A 17,935-nucleotide genomic window follows, 5' to 3' on the forward strand; every position below is an offset into this window, starting at 1 on the left:
CCTCACCGTACGTCTGTACGCCTACAGAGTGATTTCCATGGCAGTTACAGAATCGACATTCGACCAATCGACGACCACGACGATGCACCGTGTAAAGCGCGTGGCGTTCTACCTCGTCGTCCTCGTGACGCTCGGCATCTTCGTATTCACCGCAGGCGAGTTGCTACCGTTCCTCGTTCTCGGGTTCACGATGGGTGCTGAACTCGGTATCCACCAGTTCCACGTGATTGCACTCGCGAGCTTCGTCGCGTTCGTCACCCTCGGCGTCCTCGTCCAGCTTTACAAGCCCGAGACGAGGGTCGCGACGTACCAAGCGACGTTCCTCGCCATGGCCATCTTGACAGCCCTCTCAGTCTTCACGGGTGACCTGTTCATCCTGCTGTACTTCGTTCCAGTTGTGCTGATCGGACTCCTGCACCCGGCAGGTCGCCGACTGCTCACAATTGGTGAACGATACAGCCCCGCCATCCTCGGCCTGACTCTCGTGACCGCAATCCCGCTGTTGGCCTACGCCGGAAACCAGTTCCAGCTGCAGGCAACCGGTGACGAACACGCGCTGTTCGGCCACTACATGCCGATGGTCGCTATCGCACTCACGATACTCGCTGCGGGCCTGCTCGTGGCCTTCGAGTCCGTCGGCTTCCGGCTGCTTGCGTGGCTGACCGGCCTGTTCGCCGTGTACGTCGGATTCGCGTCCATCGTGCTCCCGACGCTCGCATCGAGTGCTGGCACGCTCTGGGGTGCGCTCGCAATCGTCTGGGCCGTCGCCTTCGTCGCGGCGACCGAACTGAGCGTGCGCGAGTCCGCCTCGTCGTACTTCAGCCGGGTGCGCACCACTCGCGAAGAGAGCGTTCCGGGGAAACCAGTTTGAGCGCCTCCTGAATCGAGCGGGGAACACTGATTTTTGCGCACAAAAGCACGCAGAAAGTCAACACAAGCAATTAACAAGTGTGCCCGTATACACCTAGTCGAACGACCAACGCATGTTACCCGCAGAGCGAAAGCGAAAAATCGTCGAACTGGTCACCGCACGAGACGGGTGTGCCGTAGACGACCTCGCAACGGAACTCGATTTCTCGAAGGCGACGATTCGTCGCGACCTCCGTCAACTCGAAGACGACGGACTCATCGAACGCTCCCACGGCGGGGCAGTCCCGGTGACTGCCGTAGGGCGCGAACAGAGTTACGGCCAGCGCGACGTCCAGCGTCTCGAACAGAAAGCGGCCATCGCGGAGGTTGCAGTCGAGCAGATTCGCCCCGGACAGGTCGTCTTCTTCGACGCGGGGACGACGACGATGCAGGTCGGTAAACGCGCGCCAAAAGACGGATCGTTTCTCGCGGTAACGAATTCACCGCTGCTCGCGATGGAACTTACGAGCGACGAGAACGAAGTGAAACTCACGGGTGGAACACTCCGCAGGCGGACTCGTGCACTCGTCGGCCCGAGTGCGACTGGGTTCATGGAACGCATGAACTTCGACCTCCTGTTTCTCGGCACGAACGCCATCGACAGCGATGGAGGCCTGAGCACCCCGAACGAGGACGAGGCCCTGGTCAAAGAGGTCATGATCGAGCGGGCAGCACGCGTCGTCCTCGTCGCAGATGGGTCGAAAGTCGGAAAGCGGAGCTTCATCGAGTTCGCAGACCTGGAAGGCGTGGACGTGTTCATCACCGACCGGTCGCTCACCCGGGCGGAGCAAGAAACGTTCGACGCAGCAGACGTCGCGGTCCTGGAGACTCCCGAATGATTCTCACTGTCACGCTGAACCCCGCGGTAGACCACACGCTCACCCTCGACCAACCACTCACCCACGGCGCGGTCGCCCGGACCGACGACGCCCAGTACGACGCCGGTGGGAAGGGCATCAACGTTTCGAAGTACCTGACCAAGCGGGACGTCGAGACGTATGCGACGGGCCTCATCGGCGGTTTTCTCGGCGAGTTCATCGAGACGCGTCTGGACGAGACGGGCGTGCATGCGGATTTCGTCGAAATCGCGGGTCGCACGCGGTTGAACACGACACTGCACGCGCCGGATGGCGAGTTCAAGATAAATCAACACGGACCGACCGTCGGTCTTGATGCAATCGACCGAATCGTCGAACGCGCCCACGAACACGACCCGGATTCGGTGGTCGTGGCGGGAAGTCTCCCCAAGGGACTCGACGCGTCTGGCGTAGACCGCATCGCGAGGGCTGGGCCGTGGGAGACCGTCGTCGACGTGGGTGGCGACTTACTCACCGAACTCGACGCGGAGTTCGCACTCTGTAAACCGAATCGAGAAGAACTCTCGGCGGCGACCGGACTTCCGACGGAGACGCTCGACGAGTGTATCGCGGCGGGAAAAGCGCTACAGCGGCGAGGATACGACCGCGTCGCGGCGTCGCTTGGCGGAGACGGTGCGTTGCTCGTCACTCCAGAAACCGTGTTCCACGCGACTGCGCTCGACGTGCGCGTCGTGGATACGGTCGGTGCAGGAGACGCATTCCTCGCTGGATTACTCTCCGCGTACGCACGCGGGACCGGTGACGAAGGAGCGCTGAAAGAGGGCGTCGCAGTCGCCTCAGAAGTGGTCACGACGCCCGGCACCACAGTACCGATACTGTCAAACGTACAACTGAACACCGGTCGTGTGACTGTTTCTGTTTGCCAGTGATTACGAGTTTTCAGCGCGTTATCCGTTGGTTTCGAAGAGATTGTGAAAATCGGTAGGAAAATTTTGACAATATCTTGTGCAGAAACAATCAAATCCGAAACATCTTTTGAACACTCTCTCTAGGTTCTGGGCAGACCATGTCATCTAGCGATTCGGCAGAAACGGCACTTCGAGCACACGTTACCTCCGTAAAGGAGAACCTGATGACCGGGGTTTCGTTCATGATTCCGTTCGTCACCATCGGCGGTATCTTCCTCGCGCTCGGTTTCGCCGTCGGCGATACCAGGACTGTGCTCGACAACACTGGCTCACTCGGCTGGTTCCTCGCACAGATTGGTTCGGCGGGTCTCACGCTCATGGTGCCGGTTCTCGGTGCGTACATCGCGTACGCAATCGCGGATCGTCCGGCGCTCGCACCCGGATTCGTCCTCTCGTATTTGCTCCAGCAGGGAACGATCGTCACTGAGGCGGGCAAGTTCATCGGTCTCGACGCCGGCGGCCTCGGCGCGGGATACCTCGGTGCCCTCGTCGCCGGACTGCTCACCGGATACGTCGCTCGCTTTTTCAAGAACCTGAACGTCCCGCGCGTCCTCGCCCCGATGATGCCGGTGCTCATCATCCCTGTCCTCACGACAGCGGTGCTCGCCCCTGTCGTCCTCTTCGGGATTGGCGCACCGGTCGCCATCGCAAACGAGTCTCTCAACACCTTCCTCAAGAGTTTACAGGGAGGACAGGCGGTCGTCATCGGCCTCATCCTCGGCGGGATGATGGCTTTCGACATGGGCGGCCCCGTAAACAAAGTCGCCTACCTGTTCTCGGTCGGCCTCATCAGCGAGCAGGTGTATGCACCCATGGCCGCCGTCATGATCGCTGGCATGACACCGCCAATCGGCATGGCGATTTCGAACTACATCTCTCCAGAGAGGTACGCATCAGAGATGAAGGAAAACGCGAAAAACGGCTTTCTGATGGGCTTTTCGTTCATCACGGAAGGAGCGATTCCCTACGCCGCGGCCGACCCGCTTCGAGTCATCCCCGCACTCGTGGCTGGGAGCGCTGTCGCGGGTGGCGCTTCGATGTCGCTCGGCGTCACGATGCCCGCCCCGCACGGTGGCATGTTCGTCGTGTTCCTCTCGAATCAACCGCTCCTGTTCATCGGCTGTGTCCTGCTCGGGTCGCTCGTGACCGCGGGCGTGGCAACCGGCCTCAAGTCAGCTGTTGGCGAGACTGTCACAGGAACTACGTCGCAAACGTCCGATTGACTACTCACTCGAACAACTCCACCTTTTGGCTAACCCATGAATCCAGAAACTATCGACACCCTGCTCCCGACGACACACATCTCCCTCTCGGGAGCCCCGACCGAGAAACGCGCGTGTATCGAATACCTCCTCGACCTGTCAGTCGATGGCGGTCGCGTTTCAAACCGAGAAAAAGCCCTCGCTGCACTACTCGAACGCGAACAGCAGACGACGACCGGCGTCGGCATGGGAATCGGCATTCCCCACGCGAAGACCGACGCCGTGGACGAGCCGCTCGTCGCCTTCACCCGCGTCGAAGACGGTATCGACTTCGGCGCGATGGACGACGAACCGGCTCACCTCATCTTCATGATTCTCGTCCCGGCCGCTGGTAGCGATGACCACCTCGAGATACTGAGTTCGCTCTCCCGTGCGCTCATGCACGAGGATGTCCGCGAGTCGTTGTACGAGGCGGAAACAGAGCAGGACGTTCGCGACACCTTAGCGGAGGCGGTCGCCTGATGGAGCGCACCGTGACCGTCGTCCCAGAGGACGGCCTCCACGCTCGCCCCGCCGCTAACTTCGTCGAGACCGCGGGCGAGTACGACGCCGAAATCACCATCGCCCCCGTCTCCGGCGACGCGGTAAACGCCGGGAGCATGCTCGCCGTGACGAGCCTCGGAGTCGCCGCGGGCGACGACGTGGTCATCGCCGCGGACGGGCCGGACGCCAAAGCGGCTCTCGACGCACTCGAAGTGATTCTCACGACATCAGAAGGTGATTGATAGTGGCTCGAACGGCCATCGGAACCGGCGCAACCCCGCTCACAGACGTGGGTACCGCCCGCTGGTACCGGCCCGAGGCTGACCTGCCCGACGACGAGTCGGCCGGGACTCCCACAGAGGAACAGGCCCGATTCGACGCTGCCGTCGAAACGGCCCGTGAGGAACTCGAAGCAGAGCGCGAGCGCACTCGCGAACTGATCGGTGAGGAGGAAGCCGGCGTGTTCGACGCCCACATCCAGTTCCTCGCCGACCCGCAAATCGAAGACAGCGTCATAGACGCTATCGAAGACGGCCTCGCCGCGGGAACAGCCGTCGAGGAGGCATTCGCCGACCCCATCTCGCAGTTCGAAGCGATGGACGGCATGATGGCAGAACGGGCGGACGACCTCCGCGACGTGCGCGACCGCCTCCTGCGCATCCTCGCCGACGGTGAACGAATCGACCTGTCGGCCCTGCCGGCGGGAACTGTCCTGCTCGCAGAGCGCCTTACACCGAGCGACACCGCTCAACTCGACCCCGCCCGAATCGCCGGGTTCGCAACGGTCGAGGGAGGACGGACCTCACACGCGGCGATTTTCGCCCGGTCGCTCGGCATCCCCGCCGTCGTCGGCGTCGGGTCGGAACTCGACGCCATCGAAGCGGGAACCGAAGTCGTCGTGGATGGGGACGCAGGCGAGGTCGTCGCCGAACCGGATTCGGCACGCAAAGCCCGTACAACGGACGAACGCACCGTCGGGGTGCGGAACGAACCAGTCGAAACTGCGGACGAATTCCCCATCGAAGTCGCCGCAAACGTGGGTACGCCCGCGGAAATCGAATCCGCCGTGGAGCACGGCGCGGATGGAATCGGCCTGTTTCGAACCGAATTCCTCTTTCTCAACCGCGAGGCTCCGCCCGACGAGGACGAGCAGTACGAGACGCTAGTGGAGACGCTTTCTGCGTTCCCCGACGGCCGCGTCGTCGTCCGCACCCTCGACGTGGGCGGCGACAAACCGATTCCGTATCTCGACCAGCCAGCCGAAGCGAATCCGTTCCTCGGCGAGCGCGGCATCCGCCGGTCGCTCGACGTGGACGAGTCGCTGTTTCGCACGCAGATGCGGGCGCTCCTTCGCGCCGCCGCGAGCGAGCACGGCGACGGACTTTCGGTGATGTTTCCCCTCGTCTCGACTATCGAAGAACTGGACCGGGCGCTCGAAACGGTCGAAGACGTGGCCGCGCAACTCGAGGCAGAAGGCGAAGCCTGGGCGCGACCCGAACTCGGCGTGATGATAGAGACGCCGAGTGCGGTGTTCGTGGCTCCGGAACTCGCCGCCCGCGTGGACTTCTTCAGCATCGGGACGAACGACCTCACCCAGTACGTGATGGCGACCTCCCGCGAGAACGACCGTATCGCCCACCTCCACGACCCGTGCCACCCGGCCGTCCTTCGGGCCATCGACCGAATCGTCTCGGTGGGCCACGACCACGACTGCTGGGTCGGAATGTGCGGCGAGATGGCGGGAGACCCCGCCGTGCTCGAACTTCTCGTCGGCCTCGGCTTAGACGAACTCAGCATGAGCGCCATCACCATCCCCGATGTGAAAGCCGCGATTACCGAGACGATTCGAGACGACGCGAGGACACTCGCCAGCGACGCGCTGGCCGCAACGACTTTCGATGACGTACAGAAACACCTCAATCCATGAAATTCGTCGCAGTCACAGCCTGCCCAACCGGCATCGCACACAGTCAGATGGCAGCAGAGAACTTAGAACAGCACGCCCCGAAGAAGGGCCACGAAATCAAGGTCGAAGTCAACGGGGCGATGGGCACCGAGAACGAACTCTCGGCGGATGACATCGCCAGCGCTGACGCAGTCATCGTCGCCGCCGACACGAAGGTACAGACCGACCGCTTCGAGGGCAAACCACTCGTCAAGGGGACGGTCAAAGACGCCGTCAACGACCCCGAAGCACTCATCGACGAAGCCGCGTCGGTGGCCGGCGACGCAACCGCAGAAGCTGCACCCGAGACGGAGACGGACGTGACCTCCACCGAGACTGAGTTGGCCGCAGACCAGTCGAGTACCGACGAGGACGACGGCGGCCTGTTCGGTAAGGTCAAAAAGCGATTTACCTGAGAACGTCCGACCCATTTTTCGCGGTTTACCGTGACGCCGACACGTCGCTGAGTAGCGCCAAGGCGCTCGTGTCTGTTTGCTCGACCGGGCGATTAGTCAAGACAGATACCTGTCCAGAATCCATGACAGGAATTTATACCGAATGACCATGTGAGTAATTCACAGTTAGGCACCGGCCATGATTGACCTCACGCTCGAAATGAAGCAGTACGATTGTCCGTTCATCGACACCACAGACGACCTCCCGGTGTCGTTTACCGCGATGCAGTGGGATTTCGACAATCGCTCCCAGCAACTGGAGACGCGGATGCTCGTCGAAGCACCGAGTCGCTCCGCGCTGGACGACGGCCTCCACGCGCTCGCAGACCACAGGCACATGCACGACCTCGAACTGCTCTCGAAGCGCGAGGACAGAGCGCAGGTGAAAACCGCTATCGGCGAGACCCACGCCATGGCGACGGTGCGCGAGTTCGACGGCTACATCACCGGGCCGTTTCACATCGAGGGAGGGTCCGAAACGTGGCACGTGGGCGTAGACGACGGTGGTCTCGCCGACGACTTGCTCGCCGAACTGGAACACCACAACGATTTCGGCGTCGAGGCCCGCCGAACCTACGAACTGAGCGAACTGTTCGACCTGTTGCGAAACGCCGGTCCGGCCATCTCCCTACTCGAAAGCTGTCGGAATCTCTCGACGGTCGAGCGCGACACTCTCACGACGGCGGTCGAATCCGGCTACTTCAACAGTCCCCGGGACGCGAACCTCGCGTCGCTCGCAGACGAGTTCGACATCTCGAAAACCGCCGTCTCGAAGAACCTGCGACGGAGCCAGCAGAAGCTGCTGGAGAACGTCATCGCGGTGATGGCTGACCTCGAGTGAGCCGGACGTTTACATATTAACCCGCTGCTATTTCGCAGTTTGTGAGGAAAATTGGTGTGTGACAGCAGTCGGCATGCGAGACGAAGTCGGTTGTCGATGGACGCAGCCTCTGCACGCGACAGACACACAGCCATGACTCACGAGATTTCTCCAGACGACGGAATGGACCGACGAACGATGCTCAAAGCCGTCGGCGGGACGGCGCTCGCCGCGGCCCTCGCCGGGTGTAGTTCGCTCATCGGTGCGGGCACGAACGAAAACGACACGGGTGGCACGCAGAACGTGCCGGACGAACCGATTCAGGCCGGCCTCCAGACGTTCACCGAGGGGCCGGCGTCCGTTCTCGGCCTGCAAGCCCAGTACGGCGCGGAACTCGCCATCTCCCGCATCAATGAGGCAGGCGGCGTCGCGGGTCGCGAAATCGAACTCGACGTGAAACACGAGGCAGACGCCTACGTCGAGAACTACAAGCAGTTCGTCTCCGAGGGCAAAGACGTCACCTTCGGCCCAATCTCCTCGGGTGGCCATGCCGCGCTCGCCCCGGAAGTCGAGGCACAGGGTGTCGTGAACGTCGCCACCGACGGGACGGTGACCACCCTCTACGAGGAAACGGTTCCGGACCCGACCTACTCGTTTCGCTTCCAGAACTACGACGTGATGGAGTGCGTCTCCGCCGCCCGCGAGACGGTCAACCGCCTCGGCGCGGAGAACGTGAACACCGTCGCGGGCATCAACCCGAACTACGCGTTCGGGAAAGACGAGTGGAAGGTGTACACGACCGCGCTCAAGAAACTGACCGACGTCGAAATCGTCCACGAAGGCTTCCCCGACCTGCTCGCAGACGACATGTCCACCCACATCACCGAGGTCAACAACGAGCAGCCGGACGTGACCTTCTCCAGTCAGTGGGGTGGCGACGTGGTGACCCTGATGAACCAAGCCGCCGCGAACAACATGTTCGAGAACACCCAACTCGTCGGCACGGTGCTCTACTCCGCCGTGAACGACCTGAGCCAGGACGTCGTCGAACAGGCCCAGGCGTTCTCCGGCTCGCGCAACTACTACTGGGGTGAACCGGAGCCATCTCGCTGGAGTCCCGGCCAGCAGCTGCTCGACGACGCTCGCAACCAGTGGGACATCGTCCCGAGCGGGCACTTCATGAGTGGCTACGGTGCAGTAACCGCATGGGCAACCGCCACCCAGAAGGCGGTCGATATGCTCGGCGGGTGGCCAAGCCAGGAACAAATCGCCATGTCGCTCGAAGGACACGGCTTCTTCACGCCCGCCGGCTACCACGTCATGAGCGAGCGACACCAGGGTCTCTCGACTTCTTACTACGGCGAGATGGAGTGGTCCGGTGACGTTGGTGCGCCGATTCTCACCGGCGTCAACTCCTACACGCCACAGGAAGTGTCGCCACCCCCGGGAACGACCGCTATCGACTGGATCGGGAGCTGGTGAGCACGCCCATGAAACCTACTCGAAATCCATGAGCGTCCTCACCAACTTCATCACGCACACGCTCCACGGCATCCAGTACGGGTTCATCCTGTTTCTCATCGCCTCGGGGTTGACCATCATCCTCGGCATCCTGGACGTGCTGAACCTCGCCCACGGCGAGCTGTACGCCCTCGGCGCGTACGTCGCCGCGAGCGTCGTCGGCTACGTCGTGGGTCTCGTCCCGCCACCGACCGACCCAGCCTCGCAGGCCATGTTCGTCGCCGTCGTCCTCGGCGGGGCCGTCCTCACCGCCGCCCTCGTCGTGCCCGTCGGCGCGGCCATCGAGGCGGTGCTGTTGCGCCCCATCTACGACCGCGACGAGGTGTACCAGTTGGTCCTCACGTTCGCGCTGCTCCTCATCATCAAGGACGCAATCAAGTTCGGCTGGGGCCCGCAACCCGTCCGCCTCCAGAGCGTCTTCAGTGGCATCAACAGCATCCCCGCCGCCTCGCTCGTCGGGTTGAACTATCCGACCTACAACCTCGTCATCATCGTGGTCGGGGCGATTACTGTCGTGGGTCTGTTCTACTTTTTCAACCGGACGAAAACGGGGCGCATCATCCGCGCGACGGCCATCAACCGCGAGATGGCGACGGCAATCGGCGTGAGCACCGACCGCACCTTCACGCTCGTATTCGCCGTGGGCGCGTTCTTCGCCGGCTTCGCCGGGGCGATGGCGCTGCCGCCGACGAACGCGACGTTGGAGATGGGTGCGAACCCGCTCGTTCTCTCGTTCGTCGTCATCGTGATTGGCGGGCTTGGCAGCCTCCGGGGCGCGTTCGTCGCCGCGCTCGTCGTCGGAATTCTGAGTCGGTGGGCGACGTGGCAGTACCCGCCCGCCGAACTCGCCGCCCCCTTCGCCATCATGGCGCTCATCTTGCTCGTAAAGCCCGACGGCCTATTCGGAACGTGGGGTGAAATCGATGGGTAGCCGCCTTCCCGGTCTCGTCACCCGCGACGGCGAGCGCAAAGTGCGGGTGATGCGTGGACTCGAACTCACGCTCCGACAAACTGCACTCGCGCTTGTTGGCCTGCTCGTCCTGTTCGCGTTGCCGGACATCGCGCGGCTCTCGCCGTCGATTCAACTCAGCGTCCTCCATCAGGGAATCGTGTTCGGCCTCGCCGCAGTAGGCCTCAACTTGCTCGTCCGGCACACGCAACTCGTCTCGTTCGGGCACGCCGCCTTCTTCGGGACGGGTGCGTACACCACGGCGGTGCTCGCCGCGAAGTACGACGTGACTGAATTCGCCCTCTTGTTGCTCGCGAGTATGCTGCTCGCGACGCTCATGGCGATGCTCATCGGCTTCCTCTCGCTTCGCCACACCGGGCTCTACTTCTCCCTGCTGACGCTCGCCTTCGGCCAACTCCTCTACGCGCTCGTTCAGGGGCAGTCGTTCTTCGGGTCGAGCGACGGCCTGCCCGTCCGCCCGGGGCCGAACATGCGCCCCGACGTCTTCGGGTTAGGGCTGCCGCCGGACGCTTACAGCGTGTTGCTGTTCTACCTCACCGTCATCCTCTCAGTCCTCGGATTGCTGGTGATGTGGCGCATCATCCACTCGCCGTTCGGAGCCGCACTCGACGCCATCGGGCAGGACCGGACCCGCGCGAAGTTCATCGGGATTCCAGTCCGCCGCTACGTCTGGCTCGCGTTCGTCATCTCCGCCGTCTACGGCGGGATGGCCGGCGCGCTCTACGCGATGGTCCAACAGCACGTCCGTCCGGGGCCAGTGCTCTACTTCCTGCGCTCTGGTGACATCCTGTTCATGGCCATTCTCGGCGGGTATCAGACCCTGCTTGGCCCACTCGTGGGTGGCATCGTCCTCGTCCTCCTCCAAGACGTGGGCCGTGACCTGACGAACTACTTCGACGCGCTGACCGGCCTCGTCCTGCTGGCGCTCGTCTTTGGTTTCCCGCAGGGCATCGTCGGGTCGCTCAAGCAGGGCGGGCGCGTCCGCGAGGCCGCCGCGAGTTTCAAAGACGACCCCGCAGTCGTCGGGTCGTGGCTCTCGTCGTTCGCAGAATCGCTCGTCACCGCCGCGAGTCGGTCGGTGCAGAACGTGAAAGTCCTCGTCTTCGGGGTGAAGTGAGATGTTAGAAGCCAAACGCTTGAGAAAGCAGTTCGGAAGTCTGGTCGCGACGAACGACGTGTCGGTCGAATTTGGCCGTCACGACGGTGAAATCGTCTTCATCGTCGGGCCGAACGGCGCGGGCAAGACGACGCTCGTGAACCTGCTGACCGGCCTGCTCGAACCGGATGCCGGCAGCGTCGTCATGGACGGCGAGGACGTGACGGAGATGGCTCCCGAAGAGCGCGTCCACGCCGGCCTCGTCCGTAGTTTCCAGGTCGTCCAGGTGTTCGACGAGATGACCGTCCGTGAAAACGTGCGCACCGCCGTCCTCTCGAAGGAGAAAAAGCTGATGAGCCTGTTCAGCTATCGCGACGAACACGAGGAGGTAGAGCAGAAGGTCGACGACCTCCTCACCAAGTTCGGCCTCGACGAACAGGCCGACTCGGTCGCAGAGGAGTTGCCCCACGGGACGCGCAAACTCCTCGACGTGTGCATGTCGTTCGGTCTCGAACCGGACTACCTGCTGCTCGACGAACCGACCGCGGGCGTCTCCACGAAAGAAAAGGAGTACGTCATCGACACCATCGCGAGCGTCTCGAAGGAAGAGGGCGTGACCACGGTCACAATCGAACACGACATGGACATCGTGAAAGGCTACGCAGACCGCGTCGTGGCGCTCCATCAGGGAGCGATTCACGGCGAGGGCGACCCATCGATTCTCGAAACTGACGCCGAACTTCGCCGCCTCCTGATGGGGGTGGAAGAATGAGCGACCCGCTCCTCACAGTCGAGAAATTGAACGCCGAAGTCGAGGGATTCCAGGTGACCCACGACGTGTCCTTCGAGGTAAACCGGGGCGAAGCAGTGGGCCTCGTTGGCCGCAACGGCGCAGGCAAGACCTCTACGTTCCGAGCCATCATGGGCCTGACCCCCATCCAACGCGGGTCGGTCCGATTCGCGGGCGAGGAACTCACCGCGATGCGTCCAGAACTCATCCCAAAGCGCGGCATTGGCTACCAGCCAGAAGACCGCAAACTGTTCACCGGGATGACGGTGGACGAGAACCTCCGTCTGCCCATCTGGACCGCCGGGAAGGCGCGCGGTATCGACGACGAGGACGCCGTCGTCCGCGACGTCTACGAGGTGCTCCCGGAACTCGAAGAACGGTCGAACGCGAACGTCGAGAACCTCTCGGGCGGACAGGCGAAGATGGCGGCCATCGGTCGCGCGCTCGCGCTCAAGCCAGACCTACTCATCTTAGACGAGCCACTCGAAGGCCTCGCTCCCGTGGTCGTCGAGAACCTGAAAAAACACATCAGAGCCATCAACGAGCAGGGCATCGCCGTGCTCATCGCCGAGTCGAACGTGACCCACGTCCCCGAAATCGTAGACCGCATCGTCGTCGTCGAACGCGGCGAAGTGGTCGATTCGGGCGACCCCCACGAACTGAAAAAGAAGCCGGCGATTCAGGAACTGATGCAGGGCAGCGGCCAGGAGTAGTCAGTTCGCGAGTTCCCGTTCGCGCAGTTCTTTTCGCTGAATCTTCCCGGTCGTCGTCTGTGGCAGTGTCTCGACGAACTCGATTTCGCGTGGATACTCGTACTTCGCGAGGTTCTCTTTGACGAGGTTCTGAATCTCGACTTCGAGCGCCTCGCGCTTCTCGACGTCCGATTTCACCTGCACGAACGCTTTGATAACCTCCCCTCGGCGCTCGTCCGGGACGCCGACGACGCCGACCTGTTCGACGTCGGGGTGTTCGAGAATCGCGCTCTCGACTTCGCCCGGGCCGACACGGTAGCCACTCGTCGTGATGAGGTCGTCGTCGCGCGACTTGAACCAGATGTAGCCCTCGTCGTCGCGCGTCGCGAGGTCGCCGGTGAGGTGCCACGGGCCGACGCGGGAGGCCGCCGTCTTCTCAGGGTCGTTCCAGTACTCTTTGAACAAGACGGGGTTGCCTTCTCGCCTGACCGCGATTTCGCCGACATCTCCCACGGCGCACTCCTCGCCCGTCTCTGGGTCCACAATGGCCACGTCGTGACCGGGAACCGGCTTGCCCATGCTGCCGGGCAGGGCGTCGAACCACTGACGGCAGTTGGTGACGAGCAGGTTGGCTTCGGTCTGCCCGTAGAGTTCGTTCACGGCGACGCCGTCGAGTTCGTCTGCGGCCCAGTCGAGGATTTCCGGCGTGAGCGGTTCGCCCCCCGAGCAGATGGCGTGCAGGGAGAGGTCGTACTTCTCGGTCGGCGACTCGACGTCCATCAGCATCCGGATGGCCGTCGGGGGGAGGAACGTGTCGGTGACGCCAAACTCCTCCATGAGCGAGAAGGCCGTCGCCGAATCGAATTTACCCATCGGGTAGCCGACGACGGGGCGGCCGTAGTGCCACGCCGGGAAGACGAGGTCGCCGAGTGCGCCAATCCACGCCCAGTCTGCGGGCGTCCAGCAGACGGCGTCCTGCACGTCGTGTTCGAAGTACATTCGAAACGCCGGGCAGTGGCCCACCCAGACGCCGTGACCGTGGAGCGCGCCCTTTGGTGGCCCGGTCGAGCCGCTCGTGTAGATGATGATAGCGGGCGTGTCTGCGTTTGTCTCTACGATGTCGAACGTGTCCGGTTGGCCCGCGAGCACCTCCTGAAACGAGGTTTCGACGCTCCCGTCTCCGCCGTCGACTTCGACGACGTGCTGGAGGTCAGGACACTCGTCACGAACTGCCCTCACCACGTCCGTCACGCTCTCGTCTCCGACGACGACCGTCGCCTCGCTGTCGCGCAGGCGATAGCCCACCGCGTCCGGGCCGAACAGTTTCGACAGCGGCAGCGAGATTGCTCCGAGTTTCCAGCACGCGAGGTGGGTGAGCAGGTTCGCCGGTTTCTGCGGGACGAGGACGGCCACGCGGTCGCCGCGCTCGACGCCGAGGTCTGCGAGGCCGTTTGCGAGTTGGTTCGACAGGCGGTCGAGTTCGTGGAAGGTGTACGCCTCGCGTCGTCCGTCGGGATACGCCTGATAGAGGGCAATCTGGCCCGGGTCGGCGTGTTTTCGGACGAGGTCGTAAGCAAGGTTGTAGCTCTTCGGGATGTCCCACTCGAACTGGTCGCGGGCTGCGTCGTAGCTATCCCCCGGAATCGTGACGTGCCATGGCATGGCAAAAATTACGCGGGCTGCTGACTACAATCCGCGGGTTGATATGTGAATTTTATTCGTCGTCTACCGCGTCGTCCTCGTCGTCGTCGGAGACGACTTTGAGCCCGCGGCTGTTGACCGCGTAGGGGTCGAGGCCGACTTCTTCTAAGAACTGCTTATACTGGCGCTCGCAGGTTTCTGCGGCCTTCTGTCGTTCGGAGGCGCGGTCACAGAGTTCGACGAGGTTCTCTGGCACGTCGTTCTGGTAGACGATCCAGTGGTTGATGAGGTCAGAGAGGCGGCGAATCGGGCTCGTGAAGTGGCCGTAAATCTCGAAGTTGAGCGCGTGGTGGCCCCCGAACGGGTCGTTCATGTACTTCGCGCGTGGCATCACCTTCATCACGGCCCACTGAATCTTGTTGAGTTGGCGACCCGGCGCGTTCTCGATAGTCGCGTTCACGGCCTTGCGCGGGTCGTCCCACGTGCTGCCGGGAATCTTCACGCCGTCTAAGTCCTGAATCTCCTGCAGTGCCTTGTCCCACTCGTCGGGCGTTGGCTGTGGGTGAACGCGGTACATCGCCTCGACGCCGCGACCCCACATGAGTTCGTGCGTGACGGCCTTGTTCGCCTTCAGCATGCACTCCTCGATGATGGTGTGGGCGCGGTCGCGGCTCGGGTTGAGCACGAGCGACCCATCTTCCTTGCGCTGTTCGTGGAGCTGGTTCGCCAGTTCGAAGACGAGCGAAATCTCGTCGTGGAGGGCCGCGTCCTCGTCTTCCAGTCGCTTTTCTGCCTGTGAGTAGGTCAGGCGCTCGTCGGACTCGATGACGGACTTGTAGATGTCGATGGACTCGTAGGAGAGCGTCTCCTTGCTGATGTGCATCTCGACGGTGTGGGCGAGGCGCTCCTCGTTTGGCACGAGCGAGCAGACGGTCTCTGCGAGCATCGGCGGGAGCATGTGGATGGTGTAGGCGGGCAGATAGACCGTGTTGCCGCGCTTTACCGCCTCGTCCCACATCTTCGATTCTGGGTGGACGTAGTGGGTCACGTCGGCGATGTGAACCCACAGCGTGTACTCCTCTTCTGACTCTTCGATGCTGATGGCGTCGTCGAAGTCCTGGGCGTCCACGGGGTCGATAGTCCAGGTCTGCATGTCCCGGAGGTCAGCGCGGTTGTCGACTTCCGCGTGGATTTCTTCTTGCACGTCGGTGGTGCGTTCTTCTGCTTCGGCCATGACTTCCTCGGGGAAGGCATCGCGAATCTCGAACTTCTCGAAGAGTTCCTCGCGTTTGTTCGCGAGGTGGCGGGCGAGGTCCTCGTCGATTTCGACGGGGCCCTGGCCCTCGGCCGTCCCGGCGTAGGCCTGTTCGTCAGTCATGTGCTGGGCTACGCGTGTCGAACTGAAAGGCGTATCGACCCGAAAATCAGCTATCGCTCGCCGAGCGATTCGTAGCGGTCGCGAACGGTGGTCGCGTATCGCGCGAGAAATTCGTCCTGAGAGACTTCGCCTGCGCCACACTCCTCTAACAGGTCTTCGAGCCCGGCTCGTGGCTGGTGGCAGAGGTCGGTGTCACACTCCTTACAGAGGTGTTCGAACTGCTTTCCTTCACGCTCCCAGCGGTTGCCGAGTTTGTCGTACTCGCGTGCCTCTTTCCTGAGGACGGTGCTTCCGCAGGCAGTGCAGGTGACCACCGTGCTGGCCCGGGACTTCCGGGGACCCCACATGACCGGGGCTTAGACTCGGTTGTAATTAACTGTATTGGCTGGCACAATTCTGGTCGCACTGGCGGCGTCTCGCGGGGCGCAAAAGAGTCTGTAAGAGTTAATGCCCGGCGGTGACAGGTTCAGGTATGGAAGTCAAATCTCGCCACCACCTCCGGAGTGACGAGGTAACGAAGATTAAACAGGCACTCTCCGCCGAACTCGGCGTGGACCTGGACGCAGATAGTTTCGAACTCGTCGAGTTCAAGGACTCCGCGTTCGACCTCATTCTCGTCGACGGCGACGCGACGGTTGGCCGTCTCGACGGTCGACCGTTTCTCACGGTCCGTGGCGCGAACGATTTCCCACCGGAGCGTAACGTCGTCACCGTGGACGCGGGAGCCGTCTCCTTCGTCTCGGACGGCGCGGACGTGATGCGACCGGGCATCGTCGAAGCCGACGAGACCATCGACGAAGGCGACATCGTCGCAATTGCAGAGGAAACCCACGGAAAGGTGCTCGCCATCGGCAAAGCTCTCACCGACGGTGCCGACATGGTCGGCGACTCCGGAAAAGTCGTGAAGTCCATCCACTTCGTTGGCGACGAACTCTACAACTTCACCGCGTAAAAAAGGGGATTCGAGTTAGTTGTCAGAGGAGTCGAGACCGAGCGCCGCGGCCACGTCGAGCAGGCCGGACCCGGACTCGTTCGCGGCGAGGCCGATGTCTTCTGCTGAATTTTGCAGCGTCGAACGAGCCTGTGAGTTCGAACTCCCGTTCGCCATGAGCTGTGCGCCGGCACCGGCGACGTGCGGCGTCGCCATCGACGTTCCCGAGAACGTGTCGTAGCCGCCGATGACCGACGAGTAGATGTCCGTGCCGGGGGCGGCAATTTCGACTTCTGGTCCCTGCGAGGAGAAACTCGAGAAACCATCCGAGGAGTTCGTCGAGGAAACGGCCATGACCGTCGAGTAGGCGGCCGGGTAGCCGACACAGTCGGTACACGGGCCGCTGTTGCCTGCCGCACCGACGAGGAAGACGCCGTTGTCCACGGCGTACTGACAGGCGTCTTTGAGCGTCTGTGCGCCACTGCTCGCCCCGAGGCTCATCGAACCGACGTCGTAGCCCTGGTCTGCGGTCCACTCGATACCGGCGGCCACGTCGGAGAGGGAGCCGCTTCCGCGCTTGTCGAGCACCTTGACCGCGTGGAGCGTCGCGTCGGGTGCGACGCCGACGACGCCCTCTGCGTTGTCGATACCGGCGGCGATGCCGGCACAGTGGGTGCCGTGGTCGTTGTCGTCGTCCCAGTCGTAGGCGTAGTTGCCCTTTGCTTTCGTGAACGCCCTCCCGGTGCCGAGATTCGCGGCGAGGTCGGGGTGGTCAGAGTCGATGCCGGTGTCGATGATGGCGAGGTCGGCGCCGCTCCCGGTTTCGCCATTTGCGTGAGCGACGTCCGCGTCCGTGCGGTCTACGCCCCACGGCAACGTCTGCGCCTGGGTCGTGACCCCGTCGCCCGGCTTGCCGCCGATGGCGTACATCGTGATGTCCGCTTCGACGTAGCGGACGTCGTCGCGCTTGCGGAGTTGTTCGACCGCTTTGTCCGAAAAGCGCCCGGCGACCGCCTGCCCAATCGAGCCGAAGTCGAGGGTTCTGCTGACGGAGTCCGCCCGGTTTCGTGCTTCTTCACTCGCACCTGGCGAACTCGTTCCGACGATACGACGAGGAGCCCGGTTCGCCGCAGCCGTGCCAACGAACATCGTCCCGACGGCACCGACAGCCGACGTTTTGAGCAAATTTCTTCGAGTTAAATTTACATCTGACATAGATGTAACCTAAACTTTCGTTATAGTTATTTAAAACTTGG

Annotated in this window: 19 protein-coding genes; 15 read left to right on the top strand and 4 right to left on the bottom strand. The window is 62.6% G+C overall.

The window, feature by feature from the left end:
- Positions 1-37 precede the first annotated feature (37 nt).
- The 14 genes from P1M51_RS12860 to P1M51_RS12925 all read left to right on the top strand — a co-directional run bounded on the left by P1M51_RS12860 (position 38) and on the right by P1M51_RS12925 (position 12,750).
- On the top strand, positions 38-871 hold the full coding sequence (locus P1M51_RS12860) for a hypothetical protein (protein ID WP_276274570.1): 834 nt from the start codon (positions 38-40) through the stop codon (positions 869-871).
- 112 nt (positions 872-983) lie between these two features.
- Positions 984-1,748 carry an HTH-type transcriptional regulator GlpR gene (gene glpR / locus P1M51_RS12865; RefSeq protein ID WP_276245573.1) on the top strand — a complete coding sequence of 255 codons (765 nt, stop codon included), beginning with the start codon at positions 984-986 and terminating at the stop codon, positions 1,746-1,748.
- Positions 1,745-2,656 (top strand): 1-phosphofructokinase, encoded by a 912-nt coding sequence (gene pfkB, locus P1M51_RS12870; RefSeq protein WP_276245574.1) that lies wholly within the window; start codon positions 1,745-1,747, stop codon positions 2,654-2,656. Before glpR ends, pfkB begins: the two co-directional genes overlap by 4 nt.
- 137 nt (positions 2,657-2,793) lie before the next feature.
- A complete protein-coding gene (locus P1M51_RS12875; RefSeq protein ID WP_276245575.1) occupies positions 2,794-3,918 on the top strand; it encodes a PTS fructose transporter subunit IIC in 1,125 nt (374 codons plus the stop codon).
- Positions 3,919-3,954: 36 nt separating this feature from the next.
- Positions 3,955-4,419: a PTS sugar transporter subunit IIA gene (locus P1M51_RS12880; RefSeq protein ID WP_276274571.1), complete on the top strand. Its 465-nt coding sequence runs from the start codon at positions 3,955-3,957 to the stop codon at positions 4,417-4,419.
- The gene (locus P1M51_RS12885) at positions 4,419-4,682 is read left to right on the top strand and encodes an HPr family phosphocarrier protein (protein WP_276245577.1); all 264 of its coding nucleotides are present in this window, start codon (positions 4,419-4,421) and stop codon (positions 4,680-4,682) included. The genes P1M51_RS12880 and P1M51_RS12885 overlap by 1 nt, the downstream gene beginning before the upstream one ends.
- Complete coding sequence (gene ptsP, locus P1M51_RS12890; protein WP_276248443.1) at positions 4,682-6,367, top strand: phosphoenolpyruvate--protein phosphotransferase; 1,686 nt, start codon at positions 4,682-4,684, stop codon at positions 6,365-6,367. The genes P1M51_RS12885 and ptsP overlap by 1 nt, the downstream gene beginning before the upstream one ends.
- Entirely contained in the window at positions 6,364-6,801 is a 438-nt protein-coding gene (locus tag P1M51_RS12895; RefSeq protein ID WP_276245578.1) for a PTS fructose transporter subunit IIB, read from the top strand. Before ptsP ends, P1M51_RS12895 begins: the two co-directional genes overlap by 4 nt.
- Before the next feature lie 178 nt (positions 6,802-6,979).
- Positions 6,980-7,681, top strand: coding sequence for a helix-turn-helix domain-containing protein (locus P1M51_RS12900; RefSeq protein WP_276245579.1), 702 nt, complete (start codon positions 6,980-6,982; stop codon positions 7,679-7,681).
- Positions 7,682-7,858: 177 nt separating this feature from the next.
- Positions 7,859-9,142 carry an ABC transporter substrate-binding protein gene (locus tag P1M51_RS12905; protein WP_369685107.1) on the top strand — a complete coding sequence of 428 codons (1,284 nt, stop codon included), beginning with the start codon at positions 7,859-7,861 and terminating at the stop codon, positions 9,140-9,142.
- A gap of 28 nt (positions 9,143-9,170) precedes the next feature.
- The gene (locus P1M51_RS12910) at positions 9,171-10,112 is read left to right on the top strand and encodes a branched-chain amino acid ABC transporter permease (protein ID WP_276245581.1); all 942 of its coding nucleotides are present in this window, start codon (positions 9,171-9,173) and stop codon (positions 10,110-10,112) included.
- A complete protein-coding gene (locus tag P1M51_RS12915; RefSeq protein WP_276245582.1) occupies positions 10,105-11,268 on the top strand; it encodes a branched-chain amino acid ABC transporter permease in 1,164 nt (387 codons plus the stop codon). The genes P1M51_RS12910 and P1M51_RS12915 overlap by 8 nt, the downstream gene beginning before the upstream one ends.
- 1 nt (position 11,269) lies before the next feature.
- A complete protein-coding gene (locus P1M51_RS12920) occupies positions 11,270-12,019 on the top strand; it encodes an ABC transporter ATP-binding protein (protein ID WP_276245583.1) in 750 nt (249 codons plus the stop codon).
- Positions 12,016-12,750, top strand: a complete 735-nt coding sequence (locus P1M51_RS12925; protein ID WP_276245584.1) for an ABC transporter ATP-binding protein — start codon at positions 12,016-12,018, stop codon at positions 12,748-12,750. The genes P1M51_RS12920 and P1M51_RS12925 overlap by 4 nt, the downstream gene beginning before the upstream one ends.
- On the opposite strand, the gene P1M51_RS12930 is transcribed toward P1M51_RS12925, so the two are convergent.
- From P1M51_RS12930 to P1M51_RS12940, 3 genes are read right to left on the bottom strand one after another with little or no spacing between them, the layout of a single operon-like run.
- Positions 12,751-14,391 (bottom strand): acyl-CoA synthetase, encoded by a 1,641-nt coding sequence (locus P1M51_RS12930; RefSeq protein WP_276245585.1) that lies wholly within the window; start codon positions 14,389-14,391, stop codon positions 12,751-12,753.
- Positions 14,392-14,443: 52 nt separating this feature from the next.
- Complete coding sequence (locus P1M51_RS12935) at positions 14,444-15,748, bottom strand: ribonuclease R family protein (protein ID WP_276245586.1); 1,305 nt, start codon at positions 15,746-15,748, stop codon at positions 14,444-14,446.
- Between the two features lie 50 nt (positions 15,749-15,798).
- Complete coding sequence (locus P1M51_RS12940; protein WP_276245587.1) at positions 15,799-16,095, bottom strand: hypothetical protein; 297 nt, start codon at positions 16,093-16,095, stop codon at positions 15,799-15,801.
- Between the two features lie 125 nt (positions 16,096-16,220).
- Between P1M51_RS12940 and P1M51_RS12945 the strand changes: the two genes are divergently transcribed.
- Positions 16,221-16,700 (top strand): RNA-binding protein, encoded by a 480-nt coding sequence (locus P1M51_RS12945; protein ID WP_276245588.1) that lies wholly within the window; start codon positions 16,221-16,223, stop codon positions 16,698-16,700.
- A 15-nt stretch (positions 16,701-16,715) separates the two neighbouring features.
- Here the strand turns inward: P1M51_RS12945 and P1M51_RS12950 are convergent, their stop codons facing one another.
- Positions 16,716-17,864 (bottom strand): S8 family peptidase, encoded by a 1,149-nt coding sequence (locus tag P1M51_RS12950; RefSeq protein ID WP_276245589.1) that lies wholly within the window; start codon positions 17,862-17,864, stop codon positions 16,716-16,718.
- Positions 17,865-17,935: the final 71 nt, after the last annotated feature.

The organism is Haladaptatus sp. QDMS2 (assembly GCF_029338295.1).
In the GTDB taxonomy this organism is placed as follows: Archaea; Halobacteriota; Halobacteria; order Halobacteriales; family Halococcaceae; genus QDMS2.